The 19541-nt window shown below is 53.5% G+C and carries 17 protein-coding genes; 14 read left to right on the top strand and 3 right to left on the bottom strand.

The window, feature by feature from the left end; genetic code table 11:
• The first annotated feature begins 76 nt into the window (after positions 1 to 76).
• The 5 genes from SERS4_RS0105685 to ppnP all read left to right on the top strand — a co-directional run bounded on the left by SERS4_RS0105685 (position 77) and on the right by ppnP (position 6809).
• Positions 77 to 1543: a hypothetical protein gene (locus tag SERS4_RS0105685; protein WP_156816640.1), complete on the top strand. Its 1467-nt coding sequence runs from the start codon at positions 77 to 79 to the stop codon at positions 1541 to 1543.
• Between the two features lie 62 nt (positions 1544 to 1605).
• Complete coding sequence (locus tag SERS4_RS0105690) at positions 1606 to 2367, top strand: phosphatase PAP2 family protein (protein ID WP_017891789.1); 762 nt, start codon at positions 1606 to 1608, stop codon at positions 2365 to 2367.
• A 481-nt stretch (positions 2368 to 2848) separates the two neighbouring features.
• Positions 2849 to 5620, top strand: a complete 2772-nt coding sequence (locus tag SERS4_RS0105695; RefSeq protein WP_017891790.1) for a two component system sensor kinase — start codon at positions 2849 to 2851, stop codon at positions 5618 to 5620.
• 31 nt (positions 5621 to 5651) lie between these two features.
• Complete coding sequence (locus SERS4_RS0105700) at positions 5652 to 6284, top strand: two component system response regulator (RefSeq protein ID WP_017891791.1); 633 nt, start codon at positions 5652 to 5654, stop codon at positions 6282 to 6284.
• Between the two features lie 234 nt (positions 6285 to 6518).
• Positions 6519 to 6809, top strand: coding sequence for a pyrimidine/purine nucleoside phosphorylase (ppnP, locus tag SERS4_RS0105710; RefSeq protein WP_012005467.1), 291 nt, complete (start codon positions 6519 to 6521; stop codon positions 6807 to 6809).
• A 191-nt stretch (positions 6810 to 7000) separates the two neighbouring features.
• On the opposite strand, the gene rdgC is transcribed toward ppnP, so the two are convergent.
• A complete protein-coding gene (rdgC, locus tag SERS4_RS0105715) occupies positions 7001 to 7912 on the bottom strand; it encodes a recombination-associated protein RdgC (RefSeq protein ID WP_012005468.1) in 912 nt (303 codons plus the stop codon).
• Between the two features lie 88 nt (positions 7913 to 8000).
• Complete coding sequence (locus tag SERS4_RS0105720) at positions 8001 to 10613, bottom strand: ATP-binding protein (RefSeq protein WP_017891793.1); 2613 nt, start codon at positions 10611 to 10613, stop codon at positions 8001 to 8003.
• 141 nt (positions 10614 to 10754) lie between these two features.
• Here SERS4_RS0105720 and SERS4_RS0105725 point away from each other — a divergent pair, with 141 nt between their 5' ends.
• The 6 genes from SERS4_RS0105725 (at position 10755) to SERS4_RS0105750 (ending at position 16971) form a co-directional block, all read left to right on the top strand.
• On the top strand, positions 10755 to 12275 hold the full coding sequence (locus tag SERS4_RS0105725; RefSeq protein ID WP_012005470.1) for a sugar ABC transporter ATP-binding protein: 1521 nt from the start codon (positions 10755 to 10757) through the stop codon (positions 12273 to 12275).
• A 28-nt stretch (positions 12276 to 12303) separates the two neighbouring features.
• Complete coding sequence (locus SERS4_RS0105730) at positions 12304 to 13293, top strand: ribose ABC transporter permease (protein WP_017891794.1); 990 nt, start codon at positions 12304 to 12306, stop codon at positions 13291 to 13293.
• Positions 13294 to 13392: 99 nt separating this feature from the next.
• The gene (locus SERS4_RS0105735) at positions 13393 to 14337 is read left to right on the top strand and encodes an ABC transporter substrate-binding protein (protein ID WP_012005472.1); all 945 of its coding nucleotides are present in this window, start codon (positions 13393 to 13395) and stop codon (positions 14335 to 14337) included.
• 62 nt (positions 14338 to 14399) lie between these two features.
• Positions 14400 to 15086, top strand: a complete 687-nt coding sequence (locus SERS4_RS0105740; protein WP_017891795.1) for a D-lyxose/D-mannose family sugar isomerase — start codon at positions 14400 to 14402, stop codon at positions 15084 to 15086.
• 11 nt (positions 15087 to 15097) lie between these two features.
• Positions 15098 to 15958 carry a ketose 1,6-bisphosphate aldolase gene (locus tag SERS4_RS0105745; RefSeq protein WP_012005474.1) on the top strand — a complete coding sequence of 287 codons (861 nt, stop codon included), beginning with the start codon at positions 15098 to 15100 and terminating at the stop codon, positions 15956 to 15958.
• Positions 15955 to 16971 carry a carbohydrate kinase family protein gene (locus SERS4_RS0105750; protein ID WP_026142229.1) on the top strand — a complete coding sequence of 339 codons (1017 nt, stop codon included), beginning with the start codon at positions 15955 to 15957 and terminating at the stop codon, positions 16969 to 16971. Before SERS4_RS0105745 ends, SERS4_RS0105750 begins: the two co-directional genes overlap by 4 nt.
• Here the strand turns inward: SERS4_RS0105750 and SERS4_RS0105755 are convergent.
• A complete protein-coding gene (locus SERS4_RS0105755) occupies positions 16946 to 17686 on the bottom strand; it encodes a response regulator (RefSeq protein WP_017891797.1) in 741 nt (246 codons plus the stop codon). The genes SERS4_RS0105750 and SERS4_RS0105755 overlap by 26 nt on opposite strands.
• Before the next feature lie 210 nt (positions 17687 to 17896).
• On the opposite strand from SERS4_RS0105755, the gene mak reads away from it, so the two are divergent.
• The 3 genes from mak (at position 17897) to SERS4_RS0105770 (ending at position 19527) form a co-directional block, all read left to right on the top strand.
• Positions 17897 to 18805 (top strand): fructokinase, encoded by a 909-nt coding sequence (gene mak / locus SERS4_RS0105760; RefSeq protein WP_017891798.1) that lies wholly within the window; start codon positions 17897 to 17899, stop codon positions 18803 to 18805.
• A gap of 105 nt (positions 18806 to 18910) precedes the next feature.
• The gene (locus SERS4_RS0105765) at positions 18911 to 19144 is read left to right on the top strand and encodes a type II toxin-antitoxin system Phd/YefM family antitoxin (RefSeq protein ID WP_017891799.1); all 234 of its coding nucleotides are present in this window, start codon (positions 18911 to 18913) and stop codon (positions 19142 to 19144) included.
• Positions 19141 to 19527 carry a type II toxin-antitoxin system VapC family toxin gene (locus tag SERS4_RS0105770; protein ID WP_017891800.1) on the top strand — a complete coding sequence of 129 codons (387 nt, stop codon included), beginning with the start codon at positions 19141 to 19143 and terminating at the stop codon, positions 19525 to 19527. The genes SERS4_RS0105765 and SERS4_RS0105770 overlap by 4 nt, the downstream gene beginning before the upstream one ends.
• Positions 19528 to 19541: the final 14 nt, after the last annotated feature.

Raw genomic sequence — 19541 nt, forward strand, 5'->3', positions numbered from 1 at the left:
ATTAAAATGCGCGTTAATTTTTAATTTAAATATAATTTATATCTAATCATAATTGGTTGATTGTGGGAGGTACATTATGAATGGTCAAATAAATAATGGATTGACGGTCTCTCCATTTGAGTATCAACAACTAAAACGTTTGGGGTTATCTCTTATTGAAAAAACGTCTGATAAATGGCCAGTTATATTTATCGGTGTCGGACGTACACCTACACCATTGATGGCTTTTATTGAGTGTTACTTAGGGTCTGACCAAATAGTTATATTACCACTTAGTGGTTTTCGTCATAATTACCCTGGTGAAAATATTTCATTATTAAGAGATCCACTTTCCAGAGACCAAATGATTGCACTTGGTGATCACTTCCAGAGGTTTATTTCTGATGTAAAGTTAAAGAGAAAATCCCATTGGGTAGTAGTCGATTTTGTTGACTCGGGGGCTTCTCTGGCCGCAGCAACTGAGTATCTTCGACATTATTTACGACAAAATGGGATCCCTGATGGCCACATTTGTGCAGCTGCACTGCGTGCTACGGATTTGCCAGATTGTTTCACTACTGCCATGAAACAATTAAGTCTGGAATATATGGATTTCCCTATTCACGAAAGTACAGTTGAGAGAACTGATAAAATATTTAGGTTGGGACGCGGGGACTACTATGATCTCATCGCTCCTGTTAAACGAGCATTTAAAATATCTGAAGGCCACCTCACTCAAATGTTGGTCGAAAATAAAACAGATTATTATGATTATATGCGACAGATTGCCGAATATATGATTGAGGATGCCGAAATAGAAAATCCGATTTCCGGAATTGTGCAGACGCGATTTAACGACTCCTACAGTGTTGAAAAAAAATGTCAATTTTCCTCTGACGCCAGGGCGTTACACCGTCAGTATAATAGTTTTCCTGCTCATGTAAGAAGTCAATTGCATGATTGTGTTATTAACTATTTTTTTACCACGGGTGAAACACTGGAAGTCATTGTACGGGAAAGGCATGGGAGAGTATCTGAGTTAGTTAACAATCTTGCTGATTTTCTGGCCAAGCTTCATTGGGCAGAACCTATTATTATTAAAGACTATGAAAAAATATGTGCAGTAAGACAATTAGAACGCCGTCAGGAAATCAATGAGAACACCCATGGCTATTTTACGAGGATTCACGGAGACTTGCATTTACGAAATATACTTATGGCGCCTAATTATGAATTAGTGTTTATTGATAGAATGAGGCAGTGCGGGGATATGATGTATGATTTTCCCTTCATTCTTTCTTTGCTCTGTTTTGAACGTATATATAATGACGGGTATTTTCATTCGCTCGTGGTCGGTTTCTTTCAAGTATATGAGCAGTATGTTGATGATATAGATAATTTTTATAGAGCATTCCTGGTTAATTTTATTAACTATGCTCAAATAGCACATGCTACTTATATGAAATCTACCCCACCATTTGAAGAGTGGGTTAAAGCCGCTGGTTTATCAATGTCGGCATCTTATTATAATGATTTTAAGACTTTTTTACTGAATGATTTTTAGCTGACGGTAAGTTTTATTATTCATTTCAATTGTTTTTTATTTTATGATTACTGGGTATTTTTATGAGTAAAACCTTAAATATTACGACTGCTATTTTTTTTATTGTGTTAATTCCTGATATCCTATTTGCCCATGAAAATAGTCAGGGCTCAGCTCGGAATTCTTTTTTATCCGATCCTCAGGCACCTGATAGTTTGTCGATTTTGCCTTTGCCGCCACGGAGTGACAGCATAGCATTTTTAATGGATAAAGCCGCATATGAACAAGGCCGAAGTCTGACGGGAACCGACAGATGGCACCAGGCCATTGCCGATGCTAATTTATCGGATGATAATATCGGGAAACCTTTTGAGAAAGCGCTAGGGGTCGATATTTCTCCATCAGAAACACCAGCGACTTATCAGTTGTTAAAAAAAATTCGAATAGATGCCGGGCGGTTCGCTACAGCATCGGCCAAGCGTTATTATATGCGGCCAAGACCTTTTATGTTTTTCAATTCGCATACTTGCACTCCTGAAGATGAAGTCAAACTTCGAATGAATGGTTCCTACCCTTCAGGGCATACTACTTTAGGATGGACAACAGCATTAGTGCTGGCCGAAATAAGACCGGAAAGACAAAATCTTCTTTTACAGCGTGGCTATGAGTTTGGCCAAAGCAGAGTAATTTGTGGCGCACACTGGCAGAGCGATGTAGATGCCGGGCGAATTATGGGCGCAGCAGTGTTTGCTCGCTTGAACGCTGATGCTCAGTTTATCATAGAGTTGAACGACGCGAAGAAGGAAATCACCTCCAAGACTGTGGATCTCCCTGGTACTGAGTAAGTTTTCTGCGCACTGAGCCATAACGCTAGATGAGTTTATCTGGCGTTATGTATTATTCGTTCACTAGCTAATGTTACTATCGTGTTGCACTGTACTGTGCGCGTGGTGAGACTTGCTTGGATTATTGTGAATTAAGAAATTTATTATTATCCTTGAATAAGGTGACTTTCATCGCAAGTTGCCAACGGCATATTTATAAATACCTGAGTCGTTTACCCTTCGTATGAATTCCACGTATAATTATTCGCTATAATATCCCTCGCGCAATAGTCTGCCTTTATATTATGAGCTTGCTATCATTTTCAATGAAAGTGATGTGATAAGGTTCCCTTGGTCTAACTCATTAGTATTTTACACAGATGGGGGGATATTACTTATATTTCATCAAGTAACGTTGATTGAGCGTTAGGCATGCCCACAATGGATTTGGGTAACTTTATCCCTTCATAAAAAATATGCCCTGTCTTACAGGGGTGAAAAAATGAGAATACATTCGTCACTGGTGTTTCGTCTTACTGTTTTTTTATCAATAAGTTTGTTTTTTATCTGGTTGGTTTCTGTTGTAACTACCGTATTTTTTTCGTTGAATAATGCTCATCAGCACGTTATGGACGAACTATCAAACTTAGCGAACTTGCGAGCAGAGCTAAGTAATCATCGGTTTGTTGGTGGAGAAAAAGATGCACATGATCTTGCCAGGCGCTACGATATTTTCTATGAAAATCATGAGTATGAAAAAAGTGTGCCGTCAAAGAATGACAGTAGGTTTCTGCCCATGAATAGCAATGTCTGTTATCTAGATCGAACAATTAGTCAGGATAACTGGTTTATTCAGGCTTACGGTGCCGCAGGGCAAACATACTATCTGGATAGCTTCATTTTCAAACGCTCGCAAGGAATATCCATTTATCCACCGGAGAAGATAGCTGGTGATTATTTCGCCAAGCGCCGATTGGAGTTGGCTAATTTTCAATCAGAGCCGACCCACGACAATATCTATTGGGGAAAACCAGAATATATCTCAGGTAGCGGCTGGAGCATTTCAGTGGCGGCGAGTGACAAGACTGGTGGATTGGTAGGGTATGCGATCAAACTAGATGATCTATTATCCTATGGTCAGACGGTCACTGACTTTGATATCGATATCTGGTTGGATCAGCAGCAACAAATTTTGCCCTTCTTTCATGGAAAATATCCTGCGGAAGAAGAGGCTAACATTCTAAAAGCGCTGAAAGATATTCAATTGAAGGACGGATGGCAGCAGATTCCAGGCTATCAGGTTTTACGTACTCAACTCAAAGGACCTGGCTGGCAGCAATTAGTGATTTACCCTAACAGAGGGATGTTCGAAGAAATTGCAGAACAGGCCAGGACGCAATTGCCTTTTGCTTTGGGCATTCTGTTGTTAATCACTCTGGCGCTGTTTGGAATGTTACGCTGCTATCTGGCGCGGCCACTTTGGCAATTTGTTGATGTGATTTGCAAAACAAGCCCTGAGAATTTTTACCCACGGCTACTTGAGAATCGACAGGACGAACTTGGTCAAATCGCGGTTGCCTACAATCGACTTTTGGACACTCTGAATCAGCAGTATGCCACTTTGGAGAAAAAGGTGGCGGAAAGAACGCGGGCACTGACGAAAGCAAAGCAGCAGGCCGAATTAGCGAACAAGCGTAAGAGTCGGCACTTAACAGCAATCAGCCATGAATTACGAACCCCTCTAAACGGCATTTTGGGAGCGCTTGAGCTGTTAAAAGCCGGTGGCATAGATAAACAACAATTGTGGCTTGCTGACACCGCACATCAATGTACCCGGACTTTACTTGGCATCATCAATAAATTGCTCGATTTCTCCCGTATAGAGGCTGGGCAAATTGAGTTGCAGTGCGCCCCTTGTCAATTGTTCCCCATCCTTGATCAAGCTATGTTGACTGTCCAGGGAATGGCGCAGAGCAAAGGATTGGCGCTGAAAGTACACTTGGCTGAAAATGTGCCAAACCATGTTTCGTTGGATGCACTTCGCGTTCAGCAAATTTTGGTCAATTTACTAGGTAATGCCTGTAAATTCACCGATCAAGGTGGTATTTCGTTGACGGCAGAACGAACGGGTAACACCCTTGTTCTTACTGTTGACGACAGCGGGTGTGGGGTATCTGAGGAAAATATCAACGCGGTATTCGTTCCTTTCTATCAGGTGCAGGCACATGCACAAGGGACTGGTTTGGGGCTCACGATAGCGTCCAATTTGGCCAAGATGATGGGAGGACAACTGGTTTTTAACAGCATTTTAGGGCAGGGAAGCCGGGTGGTGTTCAAGCTGCCACTGGCAGAGTTCAGTGTGCCTGAACCCTTGCGGGGGGGGATTTTTGCGCCCGTAGCATTGCATCCGCAGTTGATGGCATGGGGGGTATCGTGCCTGACTGGAGATCCTTCTGACGAGCTGTCCAATAGTGACCTGCAGTTTTTACCAGGTCGTCTGAACGAGATAACCAAACGTTTGTTGGTAGGAATTACCCCGTCTGTTAAGGATGTCGTCCCCCTTCAACCTTGGCGCATGCGTGTCTTACTGGTGGACGATATTTTAACTAATCGCGAAATTATCGGAGAAATGCTCAAGCGTTTGGGGCAGCAGGTTTACCTGGCCGAAAATCGGGAACAGGCATTGCAGCTGGGTCAGCTTTATCGTTTTGATTTGGTTCTGATGGATATATTGCTGTCGGGCAGTGATGGCCTGGAGATCACCCGTTTATGGCGGAATGACGCCCAAGTGCAGGACGCCGATTGCATGATTGTTGCTCTGTCGGCTAACACCAAGACCGAAGAAAAAGAACGCGCCATACATGCGGGAATGAATGACTACCTTTCTAAGCCGGTGACTCTAAGCGATCTTTCACAAATGCTGGAGCTCACTGCCGAGTATCAATTAAGACGCAATATCACTCTAATCCTTCAAAAGGATCCCGGGGAGCCCATGCTCCCTATGGCAGTATCACCGGTACGAAATAAAGTCTGCGACGAGTTATTTCGGTTGTTGGACGGTGCTGAGCAGCACGATTATCAGCGGGAGTCGATGAACAGGCTTTTACATACGATGAAAGGCTTATGTGGGCAAGCTGGGCTGCAAACGGCGGTAGATCTTATTGTTGAAATGGAGTTTCAGATGCTCGGCGGTTTAATACCGCAACAAAAGACGCTCTTCCTTCTGCGTCAGTTGATCCATAGCCTGTCGGATTCACATTTTGAGCATCAATAGTGACCGTTTTTCTGCGAGGTTTAATATTAATATGAACTCATACCGCGTGTTAATAGTTGATGATCATCAGTTGATTATTCACGGCGTGAAGAATCTTCTTTCGGCGTACCCTCGTTACCAGGTCGTGGGGCAGATTGAAGATGGCCTTTCCATATATGCCGCCTGTCGCGAATTTACACCGGATATCGTCATTCTCGATCTGGGCTTGCCGGGACTGAGCGGCTTGGATGTCATACCTCAACTTTGCCAGCGTTGGCCTGCCTTGCGAATACTTGTACTCACCGCAACACAGGACGAATTGACAGCCAGCCGAGTGATACGTGCCGGTGCTATGGGATATGTGCTAAAAACCAGCTCGCAAATGGTTTTGTTGAGTGCAATAACCAGCGTGGCTGCTGGAAAACAGTATCTCGATCCTTGTTTGAATCAGTTTGCCATTGCCGATTTGGGTCGTGAGCTAAAAAATCTCACTTTGCTCACTTGCCGCGAACATCAGGTTCTTCAACTGATCAGTGAAGGTAACGCTAATCGCAATATTGCTGAACTACTGAATATTAGCATTAAAACGGTTGAGACTCATCGCCTGAATACTATGCGCAAGCTTAAAGCGCACAAGGTAACTGAACTACTTAAGTCTGCGCATCGGCTTGGGCTGTTAAGTTAATAGGGTGGTATTTATTTAATTGATTCAAAAGAAGATAAAATGTACTGAAATGGCCGAGTTTTCTTTGCTTGCCAGTATTTTGCCTTTTTATCCAGAACGGCAGGCTGACGGTCAACCGCTTGGCAGCGTTTTACTCTGCGCCACGATCGCATTTCGCGAGAAAAACCAGTGACAGATCAACCGCAATCCCCCAATATGGATTTCCCATAAAGTTGATTACGCGGGTGTCAGTCTATGCTGAAAGTAAACGAGTATTTTGCCGGAAAAGTGAAGTCTATCGGTTTCGATAGTAGCAGCATCGGCCTTACCAGCGTCGGTGTCATGGAAGAGGGAGAGTACACCTTCACCACCGCCCTGCCGGAAGAAATGACCGTGATTACCGGCGCGTTGAAAGTGTTGCTGCCGGGCTCGCCGGACTGGCAGGTGTTTATGCCGGGTGAGAAGTTCTTCGTACCGGCACACAGTGAGTTCAACCTGCAGGTGGCCGACGCGACCGCCTATCTGTGCCGTTATTTAAGTAAATAACCCATACCCTTCTTACTTGAAGCTGCAGCGTTGTTGGCTGCGTGCGCTCACCCCAGTCACTTACTTGAGTAAGCTCCTGGGGATTCCCGCACTTGCCGCCTAGCTGCAACTCCAATTAATTTGGGTATGCTATCTGTGTTGCAACGCTACTCATGTGGAACAAAGGCGCAGCGATTTGCGCCTTTGTGTCCTTAACGCTGGGCTTCGCCACCCAGGGCTTCGATGGTGTTCTTGATTAACGCCGCCAGTTCGCTGGTCATCAGGATAAAGTCGGCGTCAAAACGCTGGGCGAAGTCGTCACGATCGATATCGTCGTTCTGCTCGCGCAGCGTATCGGCGAACTTCAAACGCTTCAGCGAACCGTCGTCTGCCAGCACCAGTTGAATGCGCTCCTGCCAGTCCACCGCCAGCTTGGTCACCAGCTTGCCGGCTTCGATATGTACCGCAATCTCATCGCTGATCAGGTTCTGTTTCTTGCAGCGGATCACGCCGCCGTCTTCCAGAATTGCCTTCAACTCTGCTTCGTCCTGAATGATAAAGCCGGCCGGCAGCTCGCCAGAGCGTACCCACTCGGTCAGCGTCAGTTCGATCGGGCTTTCCATGGTCAAGGGCACTACCGGCAGTGAACCCAGGCTTTTGCGCAGCAGCGCCAGAGTGTCTTCCGCGCGTTTGGCGCTGGCGGCATCAACCATAATCAGGTCATTAACCGTGTCGATCCACATAAAAGTCTGATTAAAGCGGCTAAAGGCGCGTGGCAACAGGCTGTGCAGCACTTCGTCTTTCAGCGCGTCTTTCTCGGTTTTCTTCAGCTTACGGTGTTGTTCACCTTCCAGGCGTTCAATCTTGGCCTGCAGCTCTTGTTTGATGACCGGCGACGGCAGGATTTTCTCTTCCTTGCGCGCGCAAATAACGATCTGGCCATTAACCGCGTGCGTCAGTGACTCGCTGTGGGAACCCATCGGAGAAACCCAGCCGGTTTTCGCCATGTCCTGGCTGCCGCACGGGGTGAAAGCAAAAGCGCTGAGTTGTTTTTCCATTTCATCCGCGTTTAACGCCACTTCGCGGCTCAAACGGTAAACCATCAAATTCTTAAACCACAGCATAATGTTATCCCTGGCTGGGCGTGCATCTGGCACGCTTATTCATCAAAAGCAGGGCGGCATAATAACGAATCAGGGGCGAAAAATCGCCTCATTCCCTCCGAATTGCGTCAGCGGCCGCGTTTGAGCGGCGTGCCCGTTGCAGTGCCAACGCCAGTTGCCGCTGGCTGAAAGGCTTGCGCAGCAGTTCAACGTTGGGCAGTGTGTCTTCGTGGTGACGGCGTATATCCTGACCGCTGATCAGCAGCGCGGTAAGGCGCGGATTAATCTCTCGCGCCAGCCCAATCACCTGCACGCCGTCCAGTTCGCCCGGCAGCATCAGGTCACTGACCAGCACCCCAATATCCGGCGTCTGGCGCAGCAGCGCCAGCGCTTCATGGCTGTCTGCGCAGTCCAGCGTCAGGTAGCCGAGCTGATGCAGGTGTTCGCACAGCGTATGGCGCACGTCGTTTTCATCTTCCAGCACCAACACCAGACTGTCGGTGCCGTCGCTTTCTTCGAGCGGCAGGGGCGGTGCTTGGGCGATTGCCGGTGCCGGGGCGCGCGGCAGTTGCAGACGCACCAGAGTGCCTTCGCCCGGTGCGGTTTCAATCTGCACCCGGCCGCCGGACTGGCGAACAAAGCCGTAAACCATCGACAGCCCCAGCCCGCTGCCGCTGCCCACTGCCTTGGTGGTGAAGAAAGGTTCGAACACCTGCGCTTTCACTTCCTCCGACATGCCGCAGCCGGTGTCGATCACCTCCAGCGCCACCATGTCCTGTTTCTTGCCACCGCTGCGCACCACTCGTTGGTTGTAGATACGGATCTTGACCACGCCGCTGCGGCCATCCATGGCATCCCGGGCGTTGACTACCAGGTTGATCAGCGCGTTTTCCAACTGATTGGCATCCACCCACGCCAGCCAGCCGGGTCGCTGAGTCTCAATGCTTAGCGACAACGTCGTAGGCAGTGAATGACGCAGCAACTCCTGCAGGTTTTCTACCAGCGTCTGTAGCGTGATGGCCTGCGGATGCAACGCCTGTTTACGCGAAAATGCCAGCAGCCGTTGGGTGAGCTGTGCACCACGTTCGGCGGCCTTCAGAGCCCGGGCAATGCGCTGTTCGGTTTGGGCGTCCTGAGTCTGTTGGGTGGTCAGTTCCAGGCTGCCGATAATCACCGCCAGCAGGTTGTTAAAATCATGCGCCAGGCCGCCGGTGAGCTGACCGACCGCCTTCATTTTCTGGCTGTGCAGCAGCGCCTCTTCCAGCGCTTTGCGCTCGGTACGCTCCAACACCACGTTGACCACCCCACGGTTCGGTACCGGACTGAAGCGCAGCTCGACGGTGCGGCCGTCGCTCAGGCGAAGTTCCTGCGGCTGCGGCAGTTCACTGGACAGGTTGGCCAGCACCGCTTCCCAGCGCTGACCCGCCGGGGGCGTCACGTGTTGCAGCAGTTCACGGTAGTGTTGGCCCCGGTGCAACTGGTGTTCGTTTAGCCCCAGCAGCAGCGGATATTGCGGGTTCCATACCACCAGTTGGCCGTCGTTATCAAACAGCGCAAAGCCGTCGCGCATTGCCAGAAAGGTGGTTTCCAGCTGGGTGCTTTTCTCTTTCAACAGGCGAGAAGTTTGCTCTAACGAGGCGGTATTGCGAGCAAAGACGTTGAATGCCCGCGCCAAATCGCCCAGTTCGTCACGGCGCTGCAGCGCAGGCACACTGACGTCACGTTCGCCGCGCGCCAGCCGCGTCATGGCGCCGGCGATCGCCGTCAGGTTCGATCCCAGATTACGGTAGATATACCACCCGGCGAAGCCGGTAATCACCAGCGCCAGCAGCGCGAACAGGCCGATAAACCAGCTGATGGAGCTGAGTTCGCGATGGGTTTGATGGGTGCGCAGCTCCGACTCGTCCGCCACCTTCTGTACGTAGAGATTGATGTCGTCATTGAGCATCGCTACTAAGGCTTTGATATGGTAGGTGTAATAGGCCAGGGCCAGATCGCTTTGCTCCAGCTCCAGCGTTTCTGGCAGCAGGCGTTGTTCGCTGTCGCGGAACTGGCGCATTTTCTCGTCGACCAAGGCATCCGGGCTGTGCTGCGGCCAGTAGGCCATCACGCTGTCGAGTTGCTGGGCGGCGGCCTTGGGCGTCGGGGTTTGAATGGCGATCGCCAGCAGCCGGTCGATCTGGCTCAGCAGCGGCAGCGAGGGCGGGTTCTGATTATTACGTTGGTTGAGACTGGCAATATGCCGCAGCGTGCTCTGCGCCTGATACAGCCCACTGAGCAGGATATTGCGTTGCAGATGCCGTGCGTGACCGAGATCCAGCATGCGGGTCACGCTGGTTTCCAATGCGTTGCTGCGGCTGATGATGCGTTGAACCAGCTCCGGCTCGCTATGTGCCAGCGGAGCGTCCGCCAGTCGGCTGAGCGAGGCCTGCAGCGCCAGCTGGGTTTGCTTCAGCCGGGCTGACTCGCTCTGATACTCCAGCGCACCCACCACCTGCGATAGCCGAATGGCGGCGGTCGCCACGTTCGAAGTATCCCGGCTCAGCGCCATGCTGCCGTTCATCTCATTTAGCGTTTGCGCCTGAACTTGTTCCTGCAGCTTGCCCGCATGGTTAAAGCCGACGATCGCCACGCCGCTGACCATCAGCGTCACCGCCACCACCAACAGGTTGAACATCAGCAGGCGCCCACGTGCACCGGCAAGGAAAGGCAGTCTGCGCATTGGATCCCCCGTAACTGACTGTCCGCATTATAAATCCCCGTCCCATTAACAATATGACAAAGATGAACGACCGCTGACATTTTGCATTTATTTAGGCGTGGTTAACTGCACTCAATCCGAACCGCAACCCGAGGTATGACGATGAGCGCGACCCCGATCCTGGAAATGCACAACATCGCCAAGAGTTTTGGTCAGTTTTACGCGCTGAAGGGCGTCAACCTGACGGTTTATAGCGGTGAGATCCACGCGCTGATGGGTGAAAACGGCGCGGGTAAAAGCACCTTAATGAAAATATTGGCCGGCGCTTATATCGCCAGCAGCGGGGAAATTTTTATCGATGGGCAGCCATTTGCCATTAAAGGGCCAAAAGATGCCCTGGCGGCGGGCATCACGCTGATTTACCAGGAAATGAATCTGGCACCGAATCTGACGGTGGCGGAGAACATTTTTCTGGGCAGCGAGATCCAGCGCGGCGGCCTGGTGAAGCGCCAGCAGATGTTGCTGGAAGCACAGAAAGTCATCGATCGTTTGGGCGCGCAGTTCAGCGCCGGCGATCGGGTGATGAAATTAACCATTGCCGAACAGCAGCAGGTGGAAATCGCCCGCGCGTTGCACCGCAACAGCCGCATCCTGGTGATGGACGAACCGACGGCGGCGCTGTCTTCGCGTGAGACGCATCGGCTGTTTGAGTTGATCAAGCGACTGCGCGATGAGGGGATGGCGATCATTTACATCAGCCACCGCATGGCGGAAGTCTACGAGCTGTCGGATCGCGTTAGCGTGCTGCGCGACGGCCAGTACGTTGGCAGCCTGATGCGCGACAAACTGTCCGCCAGCGAATTGGTACGCATGATGGTGGGTCGCCCGTTGAGCGATCTGTTCAACAAGGAGCAGGGCATTGCGGTGGGCGAACCGCGCCTTACGCTGCATGGCCTGACCGACGGCAAGAAGGTGAAACCGGTCAGCCTGCAGGTGCGTGCCGGTGAGATCGTCGGCCTGGCCGGGCTGGTGGGCGCCGGCCGCTCCGAACTGGCGCAGCTGATTTTCGGCGTGCGCAAGTCCAGCGGCGGTACGGTGGAAATTGACGGTAAGCCGGTCAATATCCGTTCACCGCGTGACGCCATTGCGCTGGGCATCGGTTTTCTCACCGAAAACCGCAAAGAGCAGGGCCTGTTTCTCGATCTGGCAGCGCATGAAAATATCGTGATGGCGACGCTGGAGCGTGACGGCCGTTATGGCCTGCTGAATCGGCGTAAGGCTCAGAGTATTTCCAGCGACGCCATCGGCCTGCTGAATATCCGCGTGCCGCATGCTCAGGTACGGGCCGGTGGGTTGTCCGGCGGCAACCAACAGAAGCTGCTGATTTCACGCTGGGTGGCGATCGGCCCGCGTATTCTGATCCTCGATGAGCCCACTCGCGGCGTTGACGTGGGTGCCAAAAGCGAAATTTATCGCATCATGAGTCAGATGGCGCAGCAGGGAGTGGCGATCCTGATGATCTCCAGTGAACTGCCCGAGGTGGTTGGCATGAGTGACCGGGTTTATGTGATGCACGAAGGCAGTATTGCCGGGGAATTGAGCGGCACCGAGATCAGCCAGGAGAGCATCATGACGCTGGCCACCGGCGTCGAACCCGCCCTGGAGGCGGCCAGCCATGAATAATTCTATCCCTACGCTCAAGGAGCCTGTCATGACTTCGAACCCGCTGCCACCCGCCGCAAAAAATCCCACGCTGAAACGGGCATTGTTGGGCGATATGATGCAAACCGTCGGCATTTTGCCGATATTGATCCTGATCGTCGCCGTTTTCGGCTTTGTCGCACCGAATTTCTTTACCGACGCCAACCTGCTGAATATTGCCCGGCAGGCGTCGATTAACATCGTGCTGGCGGCGGGTATGACCTTCATCATCCTGACCGGCGGTATCGATCTTTCTGTTGGCTCGATGCTGGGCACCACGGCGGTGGTGGCGATGGCGGTTTCACTGATGCCGGGCCTGGCCGGGCTGTCTATCCCACTGGCGCTGCTGGCCGGTTTGGGTATGGGATTGTTTAACGGTTTTCTGGTGGCCTACGCCGGTTTACCACCGTTTATTGTCACGCTAGGGACCTATACCGCACTGCGCGGCGCGGCTTATCTGCTGGCCGACGGCACCACCATCATCAATTCCGATATCAGTTTCGAATGGATCGGCAACTCGTATCTGGGGCCGATCCCCTGGTTGGTAATTATCGCCTTTGCCGTGATCGCGCTGTGCTGGTTCATTCTGCGCCGCACTACGCTGGGAGTTCATATCTACGCGGTGGGTGGCAACATGCAGGCGGCACGCCTGACCGGGATTAAGGTCGGTGCGGTGCTGCTGTTCGTCTACGGCATGAGCGGTTTGCTGTCAGGGTTGGGGGGAATAATGAGTGCCTCACGGTTGTACAGCGCCAACGGCAACCTCGGCATGGGCTATGAGCTGGATGCGATTGCCGCGGTGATCCTCGGCGGCACCAGCTTTGTCGGCGGCATTGGCACCATTACCGGCACGCTGGTGGGGGCGCTGATTATCGCCACTTTGAACAACGGCATGACGCTGATGGGCGTCTCATACTTCTGGCAATTGGTGATCAAAGGGGCGGTGATCATCATAGCTGTGCTAATCGACAAATATCGCACCCGCAACTACCAACACTAACTTACCCGGTGTCTTTCAAGCTGCGGGGTGAGTGATAAAGAAAGGTCGGCGCCCACCGGGGCAGGTTTTCGTAGATCGGAAAATAATGAGGAAAACACTATGCGTTTCAAACCATTGATTACCGCTTTGCTGGTTACTGCCGCGCTCGGCAGTGCCTCGTTGGTGCAGGCAAAAGAGTTGAAATCGATTGGGGTGACGGTGGGCGATTTGGCCAACCCGTTCTTTGTCCAGATCACCAAGGGTGCAGAAATGAAGGCGCGCGAGTTGGCCGGCGATAAGGTCAACGTGACGCTGGTGTCGAGCGGTTACGATCTTGGCCAGCAGGTGGCGCAGATCGATAACTTTATCGCTGCCAAGGTCGATATGATCATCCTGAACGCCGCGGATTCCAAGGGTATCGGCCCGGCGGTAAAACGCGCCAAGGATGCCGGTATCGTGGTAGTGGCGGTTGACGTGGCGGCCGAAGGTGCCGATGCCACCATCACCTCGGATAACACCCAGGCCGGCGCGATGGCCTGTAAATACATCAGCGATCGCCTGAAAGAGAAGGGCAACGTGGTGATCATCAACGGGCCACCGGTGTCCGCGGTACAAAACCGGGTCGAAGGCTGCATGACCGAGTTGAAGAAACACCCGGAGATCAAACTGCTGTCTTATAACCAGAATGCCAAGGGCAGCCGTGAAGGTGGGCTGGAGATCATGACCGCGCTGTTGGCGGCCAATCCGAAGATCGACGGCGTGTTTGCGATTAACGATCCTACGGCGATCGGCGCCGATCTGGCGGCCAAACAGGCGCAGCGCAGCGAGTTCTTTATCGTTGGCGTGGATGGATCGCCGGACGGGGAAGAGGCGCTCAAGCGCGGCGGGAAATCGCTGTTTGTCGCGACGCCGGCGCAGGATCCTCAGGTGATGGCGGCCAAGGCGGTCGAGATCGGTTACGACATTCTGCAGGGTAAACCTGCGCCAACCGCGCCGGTGCTGATCCCGGTAACCATGATCGATAAAAACAATATCGGCAGCTACAAAGGCTGGACGGTGAAATAACCTGTTATCGGCGGGGCCTGCCAGACTGGGCCCCTCATTCCTCTACCGCTTGCGGAGGTACCATGAACCGTTCCGCCGTGAATCAAATTCTGCAGCAAACCCAACACTTTTTTGCCCGTTTTGACGTCCAGCTGCCGCCCTTCGCCCATTTTAGCCCCTCGGTCTGGCAGCAGCTCGATCGCCAGCCGTGGCAGGAGGTGTTTGACCTGAAACTGGGTTGGGACGTCACGGCGTTCGGCGACGATGATTTTGCCCGCAAGGGGCTAACGCTGTTTACCCTGCGCAACGGTTCACCCGGCGGACAGCCTTACGCCAAAGGTTATGCGGAGAAAATCATGCATTGCCGCGAAGCTCAGGTGACGCCAATGCATTTCCACTGGCGTAAACGGGAAGACATTATTAACCGCGGCGGCGGCAACCTGATCGTTGAACTGCACAACGCAGACTCTCGGGAAGGGCTGGCCGAGACCGCCGTGACCGTGACGCTGGATGGCTGTCGACAGACCCACGCCGCCGGTTCGCGCCTGCGCCTGGCGCCGGGAGAAAGCATCTGTCTCACGCCGGGTATCTATCACAGTTTCTGGGGCGAAGAGGGCTTCGGAGACGTTTTGGTAGGGGAAGTCTCGACGGTAAACGATGACGATAACGACAACCGTTTCCTGCAGCCGCTCAGCCGCTTTAGCCAGATTGAAGAGGACCAGCCACCGCAGTGGTTGCTGTGTCATGAATATTTGCGCTTTATCGCTTAAGGAGAACCAGCATGGCATTAATTTCATTGGCGCAGGGGTTGGCGCAGGCTCGCCAACACGGCTATGCGCTGGGCGCATTCAACGTGCTCGACAGCCATTTCCTGCGCGCGTTGTTCGCTGCGGCGCAGGCGGCGCGTTCGCCGTTTATTATCAATATTGCCGAAGTGCACTTTAAGTACGTCTCGCTGGAGTCCCTGGTGGCGGCGATTAAAAGTGAAGTGGCGCAGCATGATATCCCGGTGGTGTTGAATTTGGATCATGGCCTGCATTTCGAGGCGGTGGTGCAGGCGCTGCGGCTGGGATTCAGCTCGGTGATGTTCGACGGTTCCGGCCTGAGCTACGAAGAGAACGTGCGTCAGACGCAGGAGGTGGTGCGCATGTGTCACGCGGTCGGCGTCTCGGTTGAGGCTGAGCTGGGTGCGGTCGGCGGTGACGAAGGCGGCGCGCTGTACGGCGAGGCTGACAGCAATAAATTTACCGACCCGCAGCGAGCACGTGAATTTGTCGAATTGACCGGCATTGATGCGCTGGCGGTGGCGATTGGCAATGCGCACGGCAAATATAAAGGCGAGCCGAAGCTCGATTTTGAACGGCTGGCGGCTATCCAGCAGCAGGCGGGGATCCCGCTGGTGCTGCACGGCGGTTCCGGCATTAGCGATGCTGATTTCAAACGCGCCATTGGCCTGGGAATTCACAAAATCAATTTCTATACCGGCATGTCTCAGGCGGCGCTGGGGGCGGTGGAGCAGCGGATAACGCAACGCCACGCGATTTACGATGAATTCGCCGAAGTGTTGCTGGCGGTGGAGCAGTCGATCAGCGAAGTGGTGCAGCAGCAAATGCATATTTTCGGCAGCGCCGGGCGGTTGTGATGACCCGGCGTGGCATTGTTTCGGCCGGCAATATGCTGGTGGATCATGTGCATCAAATTGCGCACTGGCCGCAGCCGGGCTGGTTGGTCGAGATAGAACATAGCCAACGCGCTACCGGCGGCGCTCCGCTTAATGTGTTGCTGACGCTGGCACGCATGGAGACCGGGTTACCGCTGGCGGCGCTCGGGTTGATCGGCTGCGACGCAGACGGTGACTATATCCTGCAGATGCTGGCGCAGCACCGGGTCGACAGTGGCCTGGTCAGACGTAGCGAAACGGCGATGACCGCCATGTCGCAGGTGATGACCGAACCGGGCGGGCAACGGACGTTTTTTCACGCGCCGGGGGCCAACCGGCAGTTGGATCTGGCCGATTTCGACCAACTGCACACTGAACATAAAATTTTCCATCTGGGTTATCTGCTGCTGCTCGACAGCCTGGATCGCCCGGATGAGGAATTCGGCACCCGCAGCGCCCGCCTGCTGGCGCAAATGCAGCAGCGTGGTTATCAAACTTCATTGGATTTGGTGTCGCGCCAGGGCGATCCGCACTATCGACCGCTGGTGCTACCGGCGCTGCGTTGGCTGGATTATCTGGTGATCAACGAGCTGGAGGGCGGTGAGTTTACCGGGCTGGCATTGCGTGCGGCCAATGGCGCGGTGCAACCGCAGTTGATGGCCGAGGCCGCAGAACAGCTATTGCTGGCCGGTGTGCGGCGGCGAGTGGTGATCCACTGCCCGGAAGGTGCATATGGGCTGGAGAAAGGCGGTGAAGCGCGCTGGCAACCGTCGTGGCAGGTTGGCGAAACTGAAATCGTCGGCAGCGTTGGTGCCGGGGATGCCTTCTGCGCCGGGGTGCTGTACGCCAGCCATGAAAACTGGCCTTTGGCCGAGACGCTGCAATTGGCGCATGCCTGTGCGCGGTTCAATCTACTGTGCGCCAACGCGATCGATGGCGCACGCCCCTTGTCGGAACTGCAGGATTATATCAGGCGGCAGCCACCGGCTGGCTGACGTCGGCGGCGAAAACATAGCCCAGCCCGCGAATGGTGCGGATCAACTCGGGTTGATGCGGGTTGATCTCGATCTTGCGTCGCAGCCGCATGATCAGCACGTCGATGGTGCGATCGAACACCTCCAGCGTTTCGCTGTGGGTCAGCTCAAGCAGGCGATCGCGGGTCAGTACTTTGCGCGCGTGCTGTACCAGCGCCAGCAGCAGGCCGTATTCGCCCTGGGTCAGATCGACCGGTTGTCGCTGCGGGTTGTGTAGGGTGCAGCGGGCAGTATCCAGGCACCAGCCGTTGAACTGCCAGCCTTCGGGTTTGTTCCGACCAGCGGTGGCCGGCTCCAGCGCCAGCGCACCGGTACGGCGTAACACCGCCTTGGCGCGGGCGACCACCACGCGTGGGTTAAAGGGTTTGGCAATGTAGTCGTCGGCCCCCATTTCCAGACCGACCACCACGTCGGACTCGGACCCCAGACCGGTCAGCATCACCACCGGCAGATCCGGGCGCAGACGGTGGATCTGCTGCAACACCAGCAGGCCGTTGGTGTCCGGCAGGATCAGATCAAGCAGCACCAGCGCAATATCCGGTTGCTGGCTGAGTAAGGTTAACGCCTCGCTGCCCCGGTGGCAGGCATGCACGCTAAACACATGCTCGTTGAGGACGTCGCAAAGTAGATCACAAATGGCGGGGTCGTCGTCGACGATCAATATGGCAGGTTTCATCGCTGCTCTCCGGATTTTATGATGCGGAAAATGTTATCAATAAGTTAACTGATTAAATGCAGTGTACCCGATGGCTAATTAATAATCGGTAGCGGGTGCGAATCCGATGCAGAAATTGCCATCACCGTCACACTCGGCGCTGATTGAGTGATCCTGGCAACTGAATATATTAGGCTGTGGCAACGTTGTTGTGCATTGAGGAGAAAAATCGTGCGCATTGGTATCGACCTGGGTGGCACCAAAATTGAAGTGATCGCGTTGGCCAACGATGGGCAGGAACTGTTCCGCCATCGCATCGCCACGCCGCGCCATGATTATCAGCAAACGCTGGATGCGATTACCGGTCTGGTGAAATTGGCAGAAGAAAATACCGGCCAGCAAGGCTCGGTCGGCGTCGGCATTCCCGGCACGCTGTCGCCCTATACCGGGCTGGTCAAAAACGCCAACTCGGTCTGGCTCAACGGCCAACCGCTGGATAAAGACCTGTCGGCGATGCTGGCCCGTGAAGTGCGTATTGCCAACGATGCCAACTGCCTGGCAGTGTCGGAAGCCACCGATGGTGCAGCGGCCGGCAAGCAAACCGTATTTGCGGTGATTATTGGCACCGGTTGTGGCGCCGGGGTGGCGATTAACGGCCAGGCGCACTCGGGGGGTAATGGCATCTCTGGCGAGTGGGGGCATAACCCGCTGCCGTGGCTGGATGATGACGAGCTGCGTTTTCGCGCAGAGGTTCCCTGTTATTGCGGTAAGCAGGGGTGTATTGAAACCTTTATCTCCGGCACCGGCTTTGCCACCGACTATGCACGCCTGAGCGGCAATCCGCTAAAAGGTCATGAAATCATGACGTTGGTGGCACAAGGGGATGCGGTGGCGGAGCAGGCCATCAGCCGTTACGAGCTGCGGCTGGCGAAATCGCTGGCGCATGTGATCAATATTTTTGATCCGGACATAGTGGTGCTGGGCGGGGGGATGAGCAACGTGGATCGGTTGTACCAGCGGGTGCCGCAGTTGGTGAAATCCTGGGTGTTCGGTGGCGAATGCGAAACCCCGATCCGCAAGGCGGTTCACGGCGATTCCAGCGGCGTGCGCGGCGCGGCGTGGCTGTGGCCGCAACTTTAATTACCGTTGCAAAAAAGCGCGGGCCTGCTCGCGCTTTAATCAATCCACTGTACAAAAACTGGACTCCCCTCTATGCTTTAGCTAACTTAGCTAAGGAGATCGCGTATGCCTATTCAGGCCAATATGCACGAAGCCAAATCCAACCTGAGCCAACTGGCGGATAAAGCCGTACAGGGAGAGACCGTGATTATAGCGAAAGCAGGGAAGCCTTATGTTCAGCTGGTGGCCATCAAGGGGCAAACCCGCAAACCGGGTGCTGCAAGGGGCCAATTCACCGTACCGGACAATTTTAATGATGGCGATGCAGACATCACCGCACTGTTTGAGGGCGACGAGTGAAACGTCTGCTGCTGGATACCCATGTGCTGTTGTGGTGGTTGATAGACGATCCCAGCCTGGGGGAGAACGCTAGAAGGCAGATCGCCGATCCCGGCAACGTGGTGTATGTCAGCGCGGCCAGCATTTGGGAGATTTCGATTAAGCGTGCGCAGGGCAAGCTGACGCTGCCGGAGGATATCTTCGAGATAATTGAGGCAGAAGATTTTTTGCCGTTGCCGATGGCGGCCTTTCACGGTCAGCAGGCGGGCCAGTTGCCGCCGCATCATCAGGATCCTTTTGATCGCATGCTGATCGCCCAGGCGCAGGCCGAAGGGCTGACGTTGGTTTCCGCCGACGCCGCTTTTCCGCAGTATGGCATCCGGGTGTTTGACGCCCGGTGCTAAAGCGGGTTAACCCT

The organism is Serratia sp. S4, from assembly GCF_000347995.1.
In the GTDB taxonomy this organism is placed as follows: Bacteria; Pseudomonadota; Gammaproteobacteria; order Enterobacterales; family Enterobacteriaceae; genus Serratia; species Serratia quinivorans.